The 16,212-nt window shown below is 45.4% G+C and carries 15 protein-coding genes; 9 read left to right on the top strand and 6 right to left on the bottom strand.

Annotated features, from left to right (window positions below):
- The first annotated feature begins 313 nt into the window (after nt 1-313).
- From FHW36_RS14160 to FHW36_RS14150, 3 genes are read left to right on the top strand one after another with little or no spacing between them, the layout of a single operon-like run.
- Nucleotides 314-3,826 (top strand): SusC/RagA family TonB-linked outer membrane protein, encoded by a 3,513-nt coding sequence (locus FHW36_RS14160; protein WP_145669950.1) that lies wholly within the window; start codon nt 314-316, stop codon nt 3,824-3,826.
- 16 nt (nt 3,827-3,842) lie between these two features.
- Entirely contained in the window at nt 3,843-5,228 is a 1,386-nt protein-coding gene (locus FHW36_RS14155) for a RagB/SusD family nutrient uptake outer membrane protein (RefSeq protein WP_145669948.1), read from the top strand.
- 31 nt (nt 5,229-5,259) lie between these two features.
- Nucleotides 5,260-6,705, top strand: a complete 1,446-nt coding sequence (locus FHW36_RS14150) for a peroxiredoxin family protein (RefSeq protein WP_186452434.1) — start codon at nt 5,260-5,262, stop codon at nt 6,703-6,705.
- Between the two features lie 45 nt (nt 6,706-6,750).
- On the opposite strand, the gene FHW36_RS14145 is transcribed toward FHW36_RS14150, so the two are convergent.
- The 6 genes from FHW36_RS14145 to FHW36_RS14120 all read right to left on the bottom strand — a co-directional run bounded on the left by FHW36_RS14145 (nt 6,751) and on the right by FHW36_RS14120 (nt 10,556).
- Nucleotides 6,751-7,041, bottom strand: coding sequence for a hypothetical protein (locus tag FHW36_RS14145; RefSeq protein WP_145669944.1), 291 nt, complete (start codon nt 7,039-7,041; stop codon nt 6,751-6,753).
- A 100-nt stretch (nt 7,042-7,141) separates the two neighbouring features.
- Complete coding sequence (locus FHW36_RS14140; RefSeq protein WP_145669942.1) at nt 7,142-7,591, bottom strand: MauE/DoxX family redox-associated membrane protein; 450 nt, start codon at nt 7,589-7,591, stop codon at nt 7,142-7,144.
- A gap of 340 nt (nt 7,592-7,931) precedes the next feature.
- Nucleotides 7,932-8,984: a cellulase family glycosylhydrolase gene (locus FHW36_RS14135; protein ID WP_145669940.1), complete on the bottom strand. Its 1,053-nt coding sequence runs from the start codon at nt 8,982-8,984 to the stop codon at nt 7,932-7,934.
- A 132-nt stretch (nt 8,985-9,116) separates the two neighbouring features.
- A complete protein-coding gene (locus tag FHW36_RS14130) occupies nt 9,117-9,629 on the bottom strand; it encodes a hypothetical protein (protein ID WP_145669937.1) in 513 nt (170 codons plus the stop codon).
- A gap of 58 nt (nt 9,630-9,687) precedes the next feature.
- Nucleotides 9,688-10,098 carry an energy transducer TonB gene (locus FHW36_RS14125; RefSeq protein WP_145669935.1) on the bottom strand — a complete coding sequence of 137 codons (411 nt, stop codon included), beginning with the start codon at nt 10,096-10,098 and terminating at the stop codon, nt 9,688-9,690.
- Nucleotides 10,099-10,226: 128 nt separating this feature from the next.
- Entirely contained in the window at nt 10,227-10,556 is a 330-nt protein-coding gene (locus tag FHW36_RS14120; protein WP_145669933.1) for a hypothetical protein, read from the bottom strand.
- A gap of 556 nt (nt 10,557-11,112) precedes the next feature.
- Between FHW36_RS14120 and FHW36_RS14115 the strand changes: the two genes are divergently transcribed.
- From FHW36_RS14115 to FHW36_RS14090, 6 genes are all read left to right on the top strand, one after another.
- Nucleotides 11,113-11,565, top strand: a complete 453-nt coding sequence (locus FHW36_RS14115; protein WP_145669931.1) for a cupredoxin domain-containing protein — start codon at nt 11,113-11,115, stop codon at nt 11,563-11,565.
- Between the two features lie 6 nt (nt 11,566-11,571).
- Nucleotides 11,572-13,251, top strand: a complete 1,680-nt coding sequence (locus tag FHW36_RS14110) for a cbb3-type cytochrome c oxidase subunit I (protein ID WP_145669929.1) — start codon at nt 11,572-11,574, stop codon at nt 13,249-13,251.
- A complete protein-coding gene (locus tag FHW36_RS14105) occupies nt 13,248-13,898 on the top strand; it encodes an SCO family protein (protein ID WP_145669927.1) in 651 nt (216 codons plus the stop codon). The genes FHW36_RS14110 and FHW36_RS14105 overlap by 4 nt, the downstream gene beginning before the upstream one ends.
- A complete protein-coding gene (locus FHW36_RS14100) occupies nt 13,888-14,421 on the top strand; it encodes a c-type cytochrome (RefSeq protein ID WP_186452432.1) in 534 nt (177 codons plus the stop codon). Before FHW36_RS14105 ends, FHW36_RS14100 begins: the two co-directional genes overlap by 11 nt.
- Before the next feature lie 105 nt (nt 14,422-14,526).
- Nucleotides 14,527-15,114, top strand: a complete 588-nt coding sequence (locus FHW36_RS14095; protein ID WP_145669923.1) for an RNA polymerase sigma factor — start codon at nt 14,527-14,529, stop codon at nt 15,112-15,114.
- 112 nt (nt 15,115-15,226) lie between these two features.
- Complete coding sequence (locus FHW36_RS14090) at nt 15,227-16,204, top strand: FecR family protein (RefSeq protein ID WP_145669921.1); 978 nt, start codon at nt 15,227-15,229, stop codon at nt 16,202-16,204.
- The last annotated feature ends 8 nt before the right edge of the window (nt 16,205-16,212 follow it).

Raw genomic sequence — 16,212 nt, 5'->3', positions numbered from 1 at the left:
AAGTTATGGTTTATTAATGCCGTTCAATCGCCCCAATAGTACAGCATATAGCGCGTTCAAAAAGTTAACAGAATTATCAAGCTGGCTATAAGCGATAAAATTCTCTATCCTATTTACTAACGAGATAAAACCAAAAATGGTTTTTGGACGTACTTATTTAATTTGGTTAAAGGTTTGTTAAGTGACAGATGGACAGGTGTCACGGGCAATTTACCTGGAAATGCGTTTACCAAAACAAGTCAACTAAACTAACATTGTCACGCTGGTAGGGTTTTGAGATTCAACGGTGTTTCCACCACTTAATGCTTCATTTATGACCATTTTTACCTATAGAGCATTTATTATAGGGATACTTTGTTTATTTACTTTTCATACAACGGTGGCCTTTCAGCAACCAGGAACCAGGTTGCCGGATGATATACCTGTTACCCTCCGTTTTACCAACGTCGAAATTGCAGAAATTCTGAACAGCATCCAACAACAAACAGGATTCATCTTTTTCTATAGCAACAACCTGCTCAACAACAAAGAGCGACGCACGATTAAGGTCAGCAAGGTCCCATTAGAACAGGCCCTGACGCTGATCCTGGACAATAAAAAATTCAGCTGGATCATCGACCGGAAACACAGGTCCGTTCGTATTGTGAGCCGCGAAGTCCAACGCCCTTCACCCACCATTGTAACCTCCGACTCCAGCTCTACGAGCACTATAACCGGGCAGGTAACAGATAAATCCGGTACTCCCCTGATCGGCGCCACCTTACGTATAGCCGGCACCGGTATAGGCGCCCTGTCGGACGCTGATGGAAAATTCACCCTCCAGCAAGTACCCCCAAATGCCCTGCTGCAGGTGACCTTTACCGGGTTTCAGCGCCAGGAACTCCTTATTACAGGTAGCCAACAAGACCTGCAAATAGATCTGGCGCCCAGCCCCAGCGAGTTAGGACAAGTAGAAGTGCTGTCTACCGGGTATCAGCAATTACCCAAAGAGCGGGCAACAGGGTCGTTTGATTACCTGGATCACCAGTTGCTCAACAGGAGTGTGAGTACAGACATCCTAAGCCGTTTGGAGGGTGTATCGAGTGGAGTGCTCTTCAACAAAGCGGCCAACCGGGTGGGTTTTCCGGGAAACGGCGGCGATCCCGCCATCAGCATTCGTGGCAGAAGTACCCTTTTTGCGAATACTGCGCCCCTTGTCATCCTCGACAACTTTCCATACGATGGAGATCTTTCCAACATCAATCCAAATGATATAGCATCTGTCACTATATTAAAGGATGCCGCGGCCGCCTCTATCTGGGGCGTTCGCGCCGGAAATGGTGTGATAGTACTTACTTCGAAGATGGGACAACGCAATCAAAAGCCCGTTATCTCATTCAACACCAATGTCACCATCGCCGGAAAACCTGATTTGTATGCGATACCACAGCTGACAAGTAAAGCATATGTAGACCTGGAAAAATTTTGGTTTGACCATGGAAAATACGATATCCCTCTTTCGTATATACCCTATATGCAGCAATCCCCTGTCATTGATATCCTGGATAACGAAAAAAAAGGACGCATTAGCCATGCCGATGCGGAGCAACAGCTAAACACGCTTTCTTCCATAGATACCAGGAGCGACTATTCAAAATATTTTCTCAGAAAAGCCATCTATCAGCAATATGCCTTAAATATGTCTGGTGGCAGCCAAAATGACCAATACTATCTTTCTGGCGGTTTTGACAGGAACTTATATAGTGCCGTCCCCGACAACTATAACAGGTTTACCTTAAATGCAAGAAATACCTATAAACTATTACAGGAACGCCTGGAGTTAACCAGCGACCTGTTTTTTACTAAAAGCCTGACACGTTCCAACCCTACACGCTACAGCTCTTTGTACCCCTATGAAAAAGTTGTTGACAGCAAAGGAAATGCACTACCGGTTATACGGGACTTCCGCCAGGCCAGCAAAGACGAATTGTCCAACCCCGACTATCTCGATTGGAATTACTACCCGTTTAATGAACGGTTGAACAATAATAACAAAACCGATCTTTCAGACTACAGAATAAATATAGGGCTAGAGTATAAGATTATTCCTGCATTACTTAGCCTGCATATCAACTACCAATATCAACAAGGTAATACCGATCAAGATATCCTCATGGCTCAGTCGAGCTATACGACCCGCTTACTCATCAATCAGTTTACGCAGATTGATCCCGCTGGCAATATTACTTACCCGGTACCACTGGGGGCTATTTTTGCCAATAACACCGCTAATTACAACAGTAATACAGGAAGGGCACAGCTTAATTATAATCAAACATTTTCAGCCAAACACCAGGTAACCGCCATTGGAGGTTTTGAAATAAAAGATTATAACAGTTTTACCCGCCGGACTACTTTGTATGGATACAACCCGGACAATGCAACTAATGTTCCCGTTGATTACTTTACTTACTTTACCAGGCTATTTGATGGTAACCCGGACAGGATTCCCAATATGGATGGACAGGGTGGCATCTCAGATCGTTTCCTGTCGTACTATATCAATGCCGCCTACACTTATGATCACAAATATTCGTTTTCGGTCAGTGCCAGGAGGGATGAATCAAATCTTTTCGGCGTAAATGCCAACCAGAAGGGAGTGCCGCTTTATTCATCCGGAGTCAGTTGGTTGATAAGCAGGGAAAAATTCTATCACCTGGACGCCATCCCCTACCTGAAAATCCGGATAACGCATGGATACAATGGTAACCTGAGTAAAACCCTTTCCGCATATACCACTGCCAAGGCAGATGGCCTCAACAATTATGGCGCACCGCAACAGGTGATTATAAATCCCCCCAATCCCGACCTGAGTTGGGAAAAAGTAAATATTCTCAATGCCGGACTTGATTTTGTCGCCAGGAATAACAGGCTAAATGGAAGTATCGATTTCTTTTCCAAGAAAGGTCAGAATCTTATCGGCAATAGCCCGGTAGCACCTCAGACAGGCAATACGCAATTCACAGGTAATACAGCCGACATGCTCACCAAAGGTATTGACCTAACGCTCAATAGTATTAACATAAAAGGGGCATTTACCTGGACAACCAACTTCCTGTTTAGCTATGTCAGGGACAAAATCACCGACTATAAACTTCAGACAGGCATAAATAACAATTACGTACAATCGAACTATATAAACCCCATCGTAGGGCGCCCCTATTCGGCCATATTTGCGTATGCCTGGGCGGGTCTTGACAACAACGGAAATCCGCAGGGGATCGTAGGTGGAAAGATCAGTGAAGATTATGGCGCCATCCTGAACTCTACCAACCGGGAGGGATTGGTGTATAAAGGCCCGGCAAGTCCTTCTTTCTTCGGAGGCATTCGTAACAACTTTTCCTATAAGGGCGCCGAGCTGTCGTTTAACATTACCTATAAAATGGGTTACTATTTCAGAAGAGGATCCTTCAATGCCACTAACGACAGCTATCAGCAGGCCGACTACGACAAGCGTTGGCAACATCCCGGAGATGAGAAAACTACCAGCGTTCCTTCCCTGACATACCCGGCAGATGATCAACGGGATGCCTTTTATAACGGGGCTGAAACGCTGGTGGAAAAAGGCGATCAAATTCGCCTGCAGGATATCCAGGTAGCTTATACGTTACACCGAAAAAACAATAAGTTTCCGTTTAGTAGTACAAAAATATATGGATACGTTAATAACCTGGGGATACTATGGCGGGCCAATAAACTGAAACTCGATCCGGATTTTGTGGGGAATGGAGGATATACCCTACCTACTCCCCCCAGCTATTCCATCGGAGCAACCTTCAATTTCTGATACTTAAACTTTTGCTATGGCTCACTATAAAAAATACACGGTATTGTTGACCTGCCTGCTTTGCATTGCCTGCTCCAAAAGCGACTTCCTCGACAAAAAGCCCAATACCAATATTGTGATTCCCAACAGTGTAGCCGACATGATACAGCTATTAGACAACCAGAATATCTTCAGGTCAAATAGCGCTTCCATGGGGATTATGTCAGGAGATGAATATTACTATGCTTCCGCTGATGTGTACCATGCGCTGGCGACAAAAACGGAAAAAAATTGCTATATATGGAGCCAGGATATCTATACCGGTGAAATTGCCATTCCTGACTGGAACATGCCGTATCAATCGATCTACTATTGCAACGCAGTATTGGAGCAATGGGACAAGCTGGAACCAGAACAAAAAAACAGCGTGCCCGGGCAATTTGTCAGGGGCGCGGCACTTTTCTTCAGAGGTTTCTCATATTATAATCTTGTTTCTGTTTTTTCACCAGCCTATGACGAAAGTACAAAAACAACCGACCTGGGCGTCCCCATAAAAGAATCGGCTAATATCAATGAAATTAAACAGCGTGCAACGTTGGGAGACACCTATAGCCAGGTACTTTCAGACCTGACGTCCTCCATAGGCTACTTCTCCAACACCTTTCCAGTACAGAATCGCAACAGGCCTTCCAAAGCGGCCGCCTATGCCCTGTTGGCGAGGGTATGTTTGAGTATGCGAAATTACGCCAGTGCAGCGAAATATGCCGATAGCAGTTTATCCTGCTATAACAAGTTAATTGACTACAATACACTTGATACCACTGCCAGGTATCCCCTCACCATTTACAACGATGAACTCCTATTATTAAATGCTACCGCTGTTTACTATGGCGCCGTTTTAACAGGATCTGCCTCCCTGGTGAATATCGACAGCAGCTTAATTAGCCTGTTCGATAGCAATGATTTAAGAAAACCTGTTTTCTTCAGGAATGAAACAGGGGCATTCATACCCAAAACAGTGTATGCTGGGAGCGGATCATATCCCTTCACAGGACTTGCTGTGGATGAAGTTTACCTGGTAAAAGCCGAAAGCGATGTCAGAACCGGCAGGCTAAACGAAGCCATTGCCGCCATGAACACATTATTAACAAAAAGGTACAAGGCCGGAACATTTAAATCCATTACACAGCAACCCGCCGACCAGCTATTGCGCTCAATCCTGTTAGAAAGAAGAAAAGAGCTGGTATGGAGGGGCACCAGGTGGACAGATTTAAAACGCTTAAACAAGGAAGGCGCAAATATTACTTTAAAGAGGGAGCTGGATGGTAAGACATTCACTCTTTCCCCCAATGACCCCAGATATGTGATGCCCATTCCCATAGACGAAATAGCGATTAGTAATATCCAACAAAATATAAGATAGTATGAAAAATTGCCTGCTATCAATTTTTCTGATGACTACCTTATTACACCACGCCTTTTCAAACGCCCCCGGAAATTGCGCAATCAGCTTCAAAGTAACCATTTCTGATGCTTCACTTATTGGGAAAGACCTCCGGGTGGAGCAATATATCTATTACACACCAGCTACCATTGGAACATTCTGTAGTACGTTCACTAAAAAAATAACCGGTAAAACGCTGTCCTTTTCTATTAAACAGGATCAGACCTTTGCATATATCAGGATTGTGCCACCAGCTCCTTACCTGGAGATTACCGATAAATTATTGCTGACCACATCGGGAGATGATATTGTCGTAAAACTGGATGGGGGCAAGGTCACTTTTATGGACGCCCCCCAATACCAATGTCAATGGGAATTAGCATTGGTGCCCCCTGAAACCACTTCTGAGATAACGCCAGACGATGCCAGTACGTTAGAAAGAAGATTCAAAGAACTGGACGACGTAATGGCCAGGCAGCTGTCGATACTTGCGGGGTACAAGACGAAGATCGATCGGCGTTCATGGGACATTCTCGAAATGAATGTTGTATATAAAAGTTATTCAGATAAGCTGACCTATTTCATATTCTACTTCCGGCAATCAAGGGATTCAATTATGCGGAGCAAAATGGCTGCAATTGTTGAAAAATTGATGGCGAGTATTGATTCGGCAGCAGTGAACCCCGCAACAGCACTCAATTCATCTCCATACCTGTACTACCTGTATCTAAAGGAAAGATGCCATGCAGAATCCCGTTATTTCAGTAACGACCCTAATAGCGACTACGGATTTAACGAATTACATTCCAGCTTTATGCAGCACTACTCCGGTGTAACCCGGGACAGGCTGTTAACTACATTAATATTTTCTACTAACTTTTTTGGAAAGATAAATTTACTGGATGTCCTGGAAAGAGATTTGCCTATCATTGCGGATCCTCTCAGCAGAAGTCTGCTTACAAATAAACGTAATGCATTGGGACGGGGGAAAAAAGCTTACCCATTCAAATTACCGGATGAACATGATCAATGGGTATCCCTGAGTGACTTTAAGGGGAAGGTAGTCATATTGGATTTCTATTTTAACGGATGTACCGGATGTGCGTACCTGGTCAGTGCCATTGAACCGGTTTACCAGGAATTCAGGAACCATCCCAATGTAGCTTTCGTATCTGTTACGATCGATTCATCCAAAGCGCTCTTCCTTGAGTCAGTAGCGTCGGGCATTTATACACATAAAGGAGGCATTAACCTGTACACTAACGGGGAAGGAATGGATCATGCCATCATAAAATACTATGGCATTACAGGATATCCGAAGCTTATCATCATTGGAAAAGACGGGAATATTGTTGATGGCGATCCACCCATACCGACAAACAATGGTTCCAACTCCGTAGATAAGCTAAGATCCATTATTGCCAATGCTATTGATACCACCAACAGCATAGACTGATATTGTGGAGGTTGCCTTTGGGCAACCTCCACAAACAGCCTCCTATCAAGGTAAATAAATCTTGTTAACATTCGTTTTTACCGAACCGCCGGCTGCCAGGATTTGAGTAGCCGTTGGCGTTACACCTGCTCCGAAATCTACCGGAGAGCTATAAGCACAAATCCTCGTAGATGAACTGGCGCAATTCGCAGCGTCGTAGGTAGTTGTCAGTTTGGTATAGGTACCATTGTTGAGTAAATTCACATAGGTGTAGTCGATACGGTGATTGGCGGCATAGGCGGTAGCCAGGCCAACGAAAGCGGCTGTTGCAGCCATGGCAAATTTTACGATTTTCATGTTTAGAGACTTTTAATGATTAACGATAGTGATTGAATGTTACTTACAAGTAATATGTTAGATTTTATGTTGCCTGTGATTGATTGTATTACCAGGATGGCTATCCCAGTACGTTCTGTTCGTTTGTCCTGGCCACGGATGTTTCTCCCATCAACCAAAATGCCAGTCCAATCAGGAGCATAATGGCTACATTCAGTACCAAATGCTCATTCCAGGTTAATGAAGAAATGAATCCTCCACAAGTACAAGGGATCTTCCCATAGTAGTTCAACTGTACTAACCCAATATATCCCGTGAACAACGTCATCAACGCCAGGGATAGATATAGTCCGGTTTTTCTGGTGAGTGGTAACACGAGCAGTATTACTGCCAGTATTTCTGCCGTCGGCACCGCATAAGTAAGAAAGGTACTAAACCAGGGAGCAAAAGGTTGGGCTTTCATCGTTAACACATACTCATGAAATTTCATCAGTTTGCTGGCAGGAGTATATACGAACAGGAATACCAATCCCATGATGATGAGCTCCAGCATTACTTGTTTCTTTTTCATTGCATTGTCTTTTGTCAATAATGTATTCGTTTTAACATCAGCTGGATGAAGGGAGGAGAATAATACACGTATCGCGTGGTATCATTATTATGATCGCATTTTCGGTTTTCAATTACTTTAAACGGCATCCTCATGACCTGGTTTCCTTAACGACAAATAGCTTCACTTCTGACATGATAATTTCAATGCAGAAGGAATCTTGCTGGACATAGTATAACTTTCCGGTTACCTCTTATGGAATAATGTTGGCATTTCTTTGTGTTGCAAAACTAATTTTTGCCACTGCGCTATATCTGCAGTGGGCAAAAATTCATAGTAGGGAAACCTGGCATGGCGCCTCTTACTTTTCCTGGGTAAGTTGCAGCAGCAAAGTTGTTTCTGCATTGTCAAACGGGCTACCATCCCTGTGAAAAATATCATGATACCACAGCACGGGCTCCTCTTCTCCCCCCTTATTTCCCTGCGGGAAATTTGTTTGTGTTTTGCCGGCCACCAGCCCCCAGTTGATGGCCGCGATATTGTTTTTCTTCAACATCGGCGTAATAATGGCAAACGTACTCTTGTTAACCCGCTTCATATACTCCGTACAAAACAGGGGCCTGTCGTACTTCCTGAGGCTATCAATTGCCTCCTGCATCACTGTGGAGTCCCGGTAATTGTGAAAGCTGATCACATCAGAGTTTTCCAGCTGAAAGGCATTGAAATCTTTGAAATCCTTGTTCCAGATGCCGATTGTTACCGGTTGGCTCAAGGCTATCGCCCGGGCCCAGGCCACTACATTCTTCAACAACGGCCAGCTTTTATCACCGTGCCCGAAATGACCTGGCTCATTGTACAAGTCCCAGGCCAGCACCCGGGTGTCATCTTTTAAAGCCGTTAATATATCTGTTACGTAGCGGTGTAGCGTATCCATTAATGCGGGTTCCCTGTCTATCCGGCCTCCCGGGTCTTTCAACCAGCGACTGTTATGCACGCCGGGAACAGGCGGTTCCTGTGGGCCACCATGGTATTCATCCCGCCAACAATCATCGAAGAAAACGAACATCGTTTTTACCTGGTGTTTATCCGCTATCGTCAGGTATTGCCCGATCCGCTGCTTAAACCCGGCAGGATCCTGTACCCAGGCCTCGTGGTGCAGGTATACACGCATCACGTTCATTCCTACTAATGCCGCATACCCCAGCTCCCGGTCTATTGTTTGTGGATCAAACGTGGCAGGCTGCCACATTTCCAATTGATTTACCGCCGTAGAAGGAATAAAATTAGCGCCGCAAAGCCACGGCTGAGCGGCATACCACCGTTGTGCTTTATCCTTACCCCAGGGCTGCTGCGCGTGGGTTGCCAGTGAATAAACTGAGAGTAATAATATAATGCGGGTAAAATAACGATTCATAGTATTGGTACTGGAAGATAACAAAATTGATTCCCTGCATGACTACATACCATGTCGAGGTGACACAATTAAAGCAATTCCGGGGTAACTAGTGTTAATCGGATGTTATGATTTGTTGATTCAGAGTATATATTATCTTTTTAAGCTATTATTCGGACGTGTGCCGACTGTCTTGCCAGATCTTATTAATTTCCCATTTACATATTCCTCTTCTTTCAATAACATTCCTTCTTTGTTGTAATATTTCCATATTCCTGTTCTGATTGGTTGATACCATGTCGATGTATCACGATGACGTTTCCCGGTTACAGGGTTTACAGCCCAACCATGAACTGTATCTAATTTAACAGCATCCGTGTAGCGACCGCTAAATACCATACTGCCATTGGATACCCTATGGCGTTCAAAATACATTTTCCCTTTACAACTAATCAACAGCATCCTTAAATAATAAGTCTCTCCCTCCTTAATCGTCATGGTATCTGAAGATTTGTCCAAGTAAGGTATTCCAGTTTTAATAGCATCAATATAAATTGACACCTTACATACATCATCACTAGTTTTGTGTTGGGCATTTGAGCGATATGCTAATCCAGTAAAAAGAATAAACATCCAAGTCCACTGAAAATTGAATTGAGCTAACATTTACGTTAATATTATTCTGAAAGGATTACACGTTTCTATAGTTATCATTCTTCAGGCGCTACAACCGTAAAGGCAACACAAACAATAAAGGAACAAGTTTTCCGGCACAGGAACCGGGCTTCCATTTAGGCATCTTATTCACTGCATTGACCAACGCTCGTTCCGCCGGTGACCATTCAGACGGCGATTTATTCAGGATTCCCACAGCAATTACTTTCCCGGTTCTATCAATTACAAAACGGCAGAAAAAAGTAGCCTGGAACTGATCTTGCTCAGAATTTCTGAAATTTCTGACAAGGAATCTCATTAATGCCGACTCTCCTCCGGGGAATTCCGGCATGTGGTCTATTTGTGTAAAAACGTTCATCCCTGCCAAAGTGTCGAACTGATGTGGGCATGTCTTTAATTCTGGGCTGCTGTAGCCTAAGCGTAGAAGGGTGGTTAATATTGTGATGATGATTATTTTCATCGTGTAGTTATAGGAATATCCATTTCATCATATAGAATTTACTATTTCCCCCAAGCTAGTACAAAAAAACAAATTCCAATAAAGTCCTAATATCACGAGTACTCATCCGTGCTACCCGGCGCCCCTTGCTACACTTTCACCACCGCAATCAGTGCCGCCAATATCGTTGCACCCAGCAACACGTAGTATGCCCATCTCGACAGCGGCCGTTTATCATAGATACCATTGATTACTCCCACCAGTAAAAATAAACTCAGTTTAGGGACGACCTTGTAATAGTTGACTACCGGGTATTTCAGGGCTACCAGGGCAATACCGGTGCATAGGATCAGGATGCCCAGTGGAAGTCCCCACTTGTCTTTCGCAGGTTGTTTTATGGGAAATAAAAGCGCCAGGCGGCATAAATACAACAGGAAAGCGCTCACGTGAAGGATCAGTATAATGTTGAATAACAGCATGTGAATAAAATTGATTTGTTATACCTGCAAAGCTATTCCGGCGCGCCTTGTTTTTGATGCACCTGGGTTAATAAATTGACTTACTTCAAAGAAAAGCTCGACATCCCTGGTGAACGTTCCTGCTGCCGGATATACGCCAGGGTCACCTGTTCAATATAGCTATAGAGCTGAAAGAGCCAGCTGGCCTGGGTAACACCCGGCAGCCGGTTCTAAATACGGGCATAGCAGGCCAACAGACACCCCGTTAAATACGCAGGAAAATGAAATTACAGCGCCTAAACGCATGCTATTTGCGCGGTTAAAATTGGTACATCAGGATAAATGCCGCCCGGTAACCAGGCTGGCCGACTTTTTTTCATGGGAGATAAACACTTTACTGCAATTATTTGTATTAGAAAAGAACATAAAACATTCTCTTATGCAAGACCCTAACCACCCCGAAAAATTCGTTCCCCGAGGCGCTGTGGCCTTCTTTATATTATTGGTAGTCATCGGGTTAGTGATTTGGTTCGGTATCTATTTTCTCATGCTTTCCAGGATCTAAATCATCGTCGTTATGATCGATAAATTTGAGAGAAACGTTATTATTACAGCATTCTGCCTGTCATGCCTGTTCATTTTTTCCCTCCTGTATGCCATGGGCTCCAGAAAGGCAGATGTAACAGAATGCCTGCCCTACGACAAATCGTATGAAACTGCCCGGGTAAACCAAGTCGACAAATCCACCTACCAGATCTTCTATGTGGCCAGGATGTGGAACTTCGAACCTGCTATTGCCTACATTCCGGTAGGCAGTGAAGTAGACCTGTTTCTTACCTCCCTCGATGTGGTACACGGTTTCGATATTTATAATAAAAATGTGAACCTCATGGGCGTTCCCGGTGGCGTAGCCAAAACTACAATCCGATTCGATCAGCCAGGTGTATACAAGGTGGTATGCCACGAATTCTGTGGCACTGGCCATCAAAATATGCAGGCCGAAATCATAGTCAATTTTCCCAAAAAATAATCAACAATGAATGTCAGCAGGTTCCTGAAGAACGTTATACTGGTCGAATTATTTGTACCGGTACTGTTACTCACCATTGGTATTTACCATGGCCTCATGCAGGTGATTTACCGCGCCGGCGTTATACATCAGGCATCGGTGGCTAAACTGGACTATTACCAGGGATTAACCCTCCACGGCGTCATCAATGCCATTGTACTCACCACCTTCTTCGCGGTGGCCTTCGGCCATGCTACCATCACCTTTTATCTCAAACGGGAACCTAATCCCAAAGCTACTATGTTGTCTCTCATTCTCATGGTAGCAGGTACACTGATGGCAGCGGTGGCTATACTGTCGGGCAAAGCCTCCGTACTTTATACTTTCTACCCGCCATTGAAAGCGCATCCCGCCTTCTATATCGGTACCGCCATGCTGATTGTTGGCTCCTGGGTGGCTTATTGGGACTGGGCCATCATGTATGTACAATGGAAAAAAGCAAACCGCGATATCAACACCCCGCTTGCCGTAATCGGAACGCTGGTCAATTTCACCATCTGGTTTGTCTGCACGCTGGCGGTTGCCTATGAAGTACTGGTATTACTGGTACCCTGGAGCCTGGGCTGGACTGCCACCGTTAACGTAGTGCTGGCACGTACCCTATTCTGGTTCTTTGGACACGCCCTGGTATATTTCTGGCTGCTCCCCTCTTATATCATGTTTTATACCTTGCTGCCCAAACTGGCCGGAGGTAAACTCTACTCAGGCACCGCCGGACGCATCGCTTTTTTCCTCTTCCTCATCCTCTCCATTCCCATCGGTGTGCATCACCAGTTTGGCGATCCATCTATAGGCAGAGGTGTTAAACTCACCCAGTCGGTGCTCACCTTCGGCGTAGCCATTCCCAGCTTTATTACCGCTTTCACTATTGCCGCATCACTGGAATACGCTGCCCGTCAGCGCGGGGGTACAGGCCTGTATAAATGGATATGGAAACTTCCCTTCTTCCGACAAGATGTATACCTGTTCGGCTACCTGATCAATGGACTGATCCTTTTTATTTTCGGTGGACTAACCGGCCTGGTAAATGCTTCCTATTCGCTGAACAACGTAGTGCATAACACCGCTTTTATACCCGGGCACTTTCATCTCACCGTAGCCGGCCCCGTGTTTCTCGCCATATTGGGTATGTCGATTTTTCTCGTCTCCCAGCTTACCGGAAAAAAAATATTCCTGCCGGTTATCAATACTATTATCCCCTACCTGTGGACCGTAGGCGTGCTTATATTCTCAGCCGGCCTGATGTGGGGAGGATTGATGGGTGAACCTCGCAGAACCAATATGGGACTCACTTATCTCAATCCTGCCAGCGAACAGTTTCACTCTTACTGGGTGATTTCCAGTATGCTGGGACTCGCAGGCGGTGGCATCATGTTTATTGCAGGCTTCCTTTACTTCGTGGTCTTCTTCGGTACCTTTTTCCGGAAACCCTCCTTCACCCCTGTCATCGATTTCCCCGTGAGCGAAAGCCTCCACCCGGAAAAAAGAATTCCCCTGTTCGATACCTTCCGCCCCTGGCTGGCACTGATGGTCCTCATTATACTGATGACCTATATACCTGCCATCTCAGACGCACTGAACAACACAGGCAGAAACGCGCCGCCTTACCTTCCCTCCGATCCTACACCTATTATCAATAAAAAATGAATACGCACAATTTCCATATACTCTCCTCCTGGAAAGCAGCACTGATAACATTAATCGGGCTTCCGCTGCTAGCCTGGAGCATCGTGTACTGGACCGAAAATAAATTTGGAACACTACCCCTCTATAGCCGTAATCAGCAATTGGCATCCACTGAAAGAGAAGCGGTATACCTTCCCCCCTTCTCCTTTATTGATCAGAACCAGCAAGCGACTACGAATGCCTGGCTGCAAAACCACATCTGCGTGGCAAATTTCTTCTTCACATCCTGCCCGGTAGTATGCCCCAAAATGATGCATCAGCTACAGCATTTAGCGGCGGCAGACAGCAGCATACGTATACTGTCGCTTACCGTAGATCCCGACCGGGATACCCCGGCTACATTACAACATTATGCCGCCAAATGGAACATATCGCCCCATACCTGGAAACTGCTCACCGGCAACAAAAAGAACCTCTACTATTTTGCCCGCAAAGGACTATACCTTACTGCCACAGATGGCGATGGAGGAAAAGATGATTTCATTCATAGCGATAACATCGTATTACTGGATCAACAGCAACGCATCAGGGGATATTATTCCGGTACCTCCGCCAGCGCTATCACCCTGCTCCTGTCTGATATCAAAAAATTGCAACATGAAAAATAAGGTTATCTACTTCGCCCTCTTATTGCTTTTCCCCGCCTTCCTCCGGGCAGCCGACCCCGTATCTGGGAAAAAACTATTCCAGGCCCGCTGCGCCTCCTGCCACAACGTAAATAAGAAGCTTACCGGTCCGGCCCTCGCAGGGGTGGAAAACAGACGTAGCCTGGAATGGATCCTCAGCTTTGTAAAATCTTCCCAAAGCATGATCAAAGCCGGTGATAAAGACGCATTGGCTGTATACAACCAAAACAACCAGGTAACCATGCCCGATCATCCCGACCTCAGTGATGACCTCATTAAAGATATACTCGCATATGTAAAAGAAGAAGCCGGCAAAACCCCCAAAGACGAAGCCCCCTTTGCACGGCCCCAACAAAAACAACCCCATCTCATGCCACTCACCATCTATAACATGCCTTTTATGATCGCCTATATTATGCTGGTCATCATCATCATCATACTACTCATCTTCCTCGTAAACCTCAAGAGCTATGAAAAACATATGGACGATAAAAGAAAAGAATAACACTTGCTCCTCATCAAAATATCCCCGGCGCAGTATGAACTTTTTATTAAATTAGAGCGTGTTGAAGTAATTAAACTATCCCCTTACTTAATTTCGCCACCCTATATGCAACCTGTATCAGAACTAAATGGAGCGGAGTGGAATCAACAGACTTTTAAAGTTTTGTATGATGAGTATTATGTACTGGTAAGCCGGTACTGCTACGCATTTACGGGCGATTATGAACTGGCCCGGGATATTGCCGCCGAATTGTTTTGTGACCTCTGGCGCCAGCGTGCCAACATCCGCGTGAACACCAATATCAAAAATTACCTGCTGGTAGCCGCACGCCGCCGCTGCAAAAAACATAAAGAGAAACTCCCCCTCACTGTCACCATCGCAAACGACCAACTGGAAAGCATATCGCATCATACCCCCGATACGCATATGGTGCAGAAAGAATCAAAAGCAGCGCTGCAACAACTCCTGTTGCGACTCGACCCGGTAAAAAAAGAAATCATCGATCTCAAACTATTGGGCCTCACCAATAAAGAAATTGCCCACCTCCTGCACGTAACTCCCAAGAAAGTAGAATACCAGCTAAACACCGCCATCCGGGTATTACAGGATGAAATAAAAACCATGCAGCTCACCGCACAAGACTGCGAAATTGGCCTCATGATCGGCTCCCTGTTACTGCTAATTCCTTCCTGAAAACCCTCCCAAACCCTTTACCGTATTGAAAAGCTACTTGTTAACAATTCATTAACACATATTCACAGGAATTTGGGACCGTCGCCTCCTCCTCTATAATAAATGGCTTACTTTGAACGCTAACATCTTATTTCGTTATATCCATGAACTATCAGATGCCGCCGAACGGGAAATGGTAGTTGCCTGGCTACAGGAATCGGAAAAAAACAGGGATATACTGGCCGCACTGGCGCAACGTAAACTGTCGCTCGAAAAAGCGGCCGACAAAGACAACGCCGCCAGCGACTGGCTGAAAATACAAACCGCTATACAGGAAGCGCCTGTCAAAAAAATGTTTCCCTGGAAACGATACAGTGCCGCTGCCGCCATAGCAGCCCTGCTCTGTACCGCCGCCTGGTACTCCACACATCGCCCGGCCCCCGTTACGCCACACCTGGTGAAACTGGCCACCACCGCCCGCGATAAGAAACGCATCACCCTGCCCGACAGCACCGAAGTATGGCTCCAATACAACTCCTCCCTTACCTACGACGCCGCCACCTTCCACAACAGCGAACGGTGCGTGACCCTGCAGGGAACCGCCTTCTTTAACGTTACCAGCAACGCAGCCAAACCCTTCCGGGTACAAACACCTCATACGGCCATTACCGTATTAGGTACTTCTTTCCACATCAATGCCCGCGAAAATGCACCGCAGGAAATTGCCGTGGCCACCGGTAAAATTAATGTGACCGCCGAGCAGCTCAACATCAACCTGCTACCGGAACAAAAAATCACCTACGACCCGGTTACGCATAAAACAACCACCAGCCATATTTCCCTGCACCAGGTGACTGGCCTGAGAGATAATAAACTGGTATTTGAAAACGACGACTTACCCGGCATTGCCGCAAAACTGGAACAATGGTATAACCGTAAAATTATTATCCGTGGTACACCACAACGGGTATCCTTCACCGGTAGTGTAGAAGACAATGGCATTCACGCCGTACTCGGTGGGCTCAGCTTCCTCGCAGGGATACAATACCAGGTGACCGCAGACAGTGTTATTCTTTCTTTACATTCAAATTCTCTCCGGAACAACAAATAAATAATGTA

The sequence above is a fragment of the Chitinophaga polysaccharea genome, assembly GCF_007829335.1.
Taxonomy (GTDB): Bacteria; Bacteroidota; Bacteroidia; order Chitinophagales; family Chitinophagaceae; genus Chitinophaga; species Chitinophaga polysaccharea_B.
Note: the sequence above shows the minus strand (reverse complement) of the source record. Positions and strands in the feature narration are given on the sequence as shown.

Coding starts and splice junctions, on each gene's coding strand:
- FHW36_RS14160 (WP_145669950.1), top strand. CDS start 314: ATGACCATTTTTACCTATAGAGCATTTATTATAGGGATACTTTGTTTA.
- FHW36_RS14145 (WP_145669944.1), bottom strand. CDS start 7,041: ATGAAAATCGTAAAATTTGCCATGGCTGCAACAGCCGCTTTCGTTGGC.
- FHW36_RS14095 (WP_145669923.1), top strand. CDS start 14,527: ATGCAACCTGTATCAGAACTAAATGGAGCGGAGTGGAATCAACAGACT.
- FHW36_RS14110 (WP_145669929.1), top strand. CDS start 11,572: ATGAATGTCAGCAGGTTCCTGAAGAACGTTATACTGGTCGAATTATTT.
- FHW36_RS14115 (WP_145669931.1), top strand. CDS start 11,113: ATGATCGATAAATTTGAGAGAAACGTTATTATTACAGCATTCTGCCTG.
- FHW36_RS14120 (WP_145669933.1), bottom strand. CDS start 10,556: ATGCTGTTATTCAACATTATACTGATCCTTCACGTGAGCGCTTTCCTG.
- FHW36_RS14100 (WP_186452432.1), top strand. CDS start 13,888: ATGAAAAATAAGGTTATCTACTTCGCCCTCTTATTGCTTTTCCCCGCC.
- FHW36_RS14105 (WP_145669927.1), top strand. CDS start 13,248: ATGAATACGCACAATTTCCATATACTCTCCTCCTGGAAAGCAGCACTG.
- FHW36_RS14135 (WP_145669940.1), bottom strand. CDS start 8,984: ATGAATCGTTATTTTACCCGCATTATATTATTACTCTCAGTTTATTCA.
- FHW36_RS14140 (WP_145669942.1), bottom strand. CDS start 7,591: ATGAAAAAGAAACAAGTAATGCTGGAGCTCATCATCATGGGATTGGTA.
- FHW36_RS14155 (WP_145669948.1), top strand. CDS start 3,843: ATGGCTCACTATAAAAAATACACGGTATTGTTGACCTGCCTGCTTTGC.
- FHW36_RS14125 (WP_145669935.1), bottom strand. CDS start 10,098: ATGAAAATAATCATCATCACAATATTAACCACCCTTCTACGCTTAGGC.
- FHW36_RS14130 (WP_145669937.1), bottom strand. CDS start 9,629: ATGTTAGCTCAATTCAATTTTCAGTGGACTTGGATGTTTATTCTTTTT.
- FHW36_RS14150 (WP_186452434.1), top strand. CDS start 5,260: ATGACTACCTTATTACACCACGCCTTTTCAAACGCCCCCGGAAATTGC.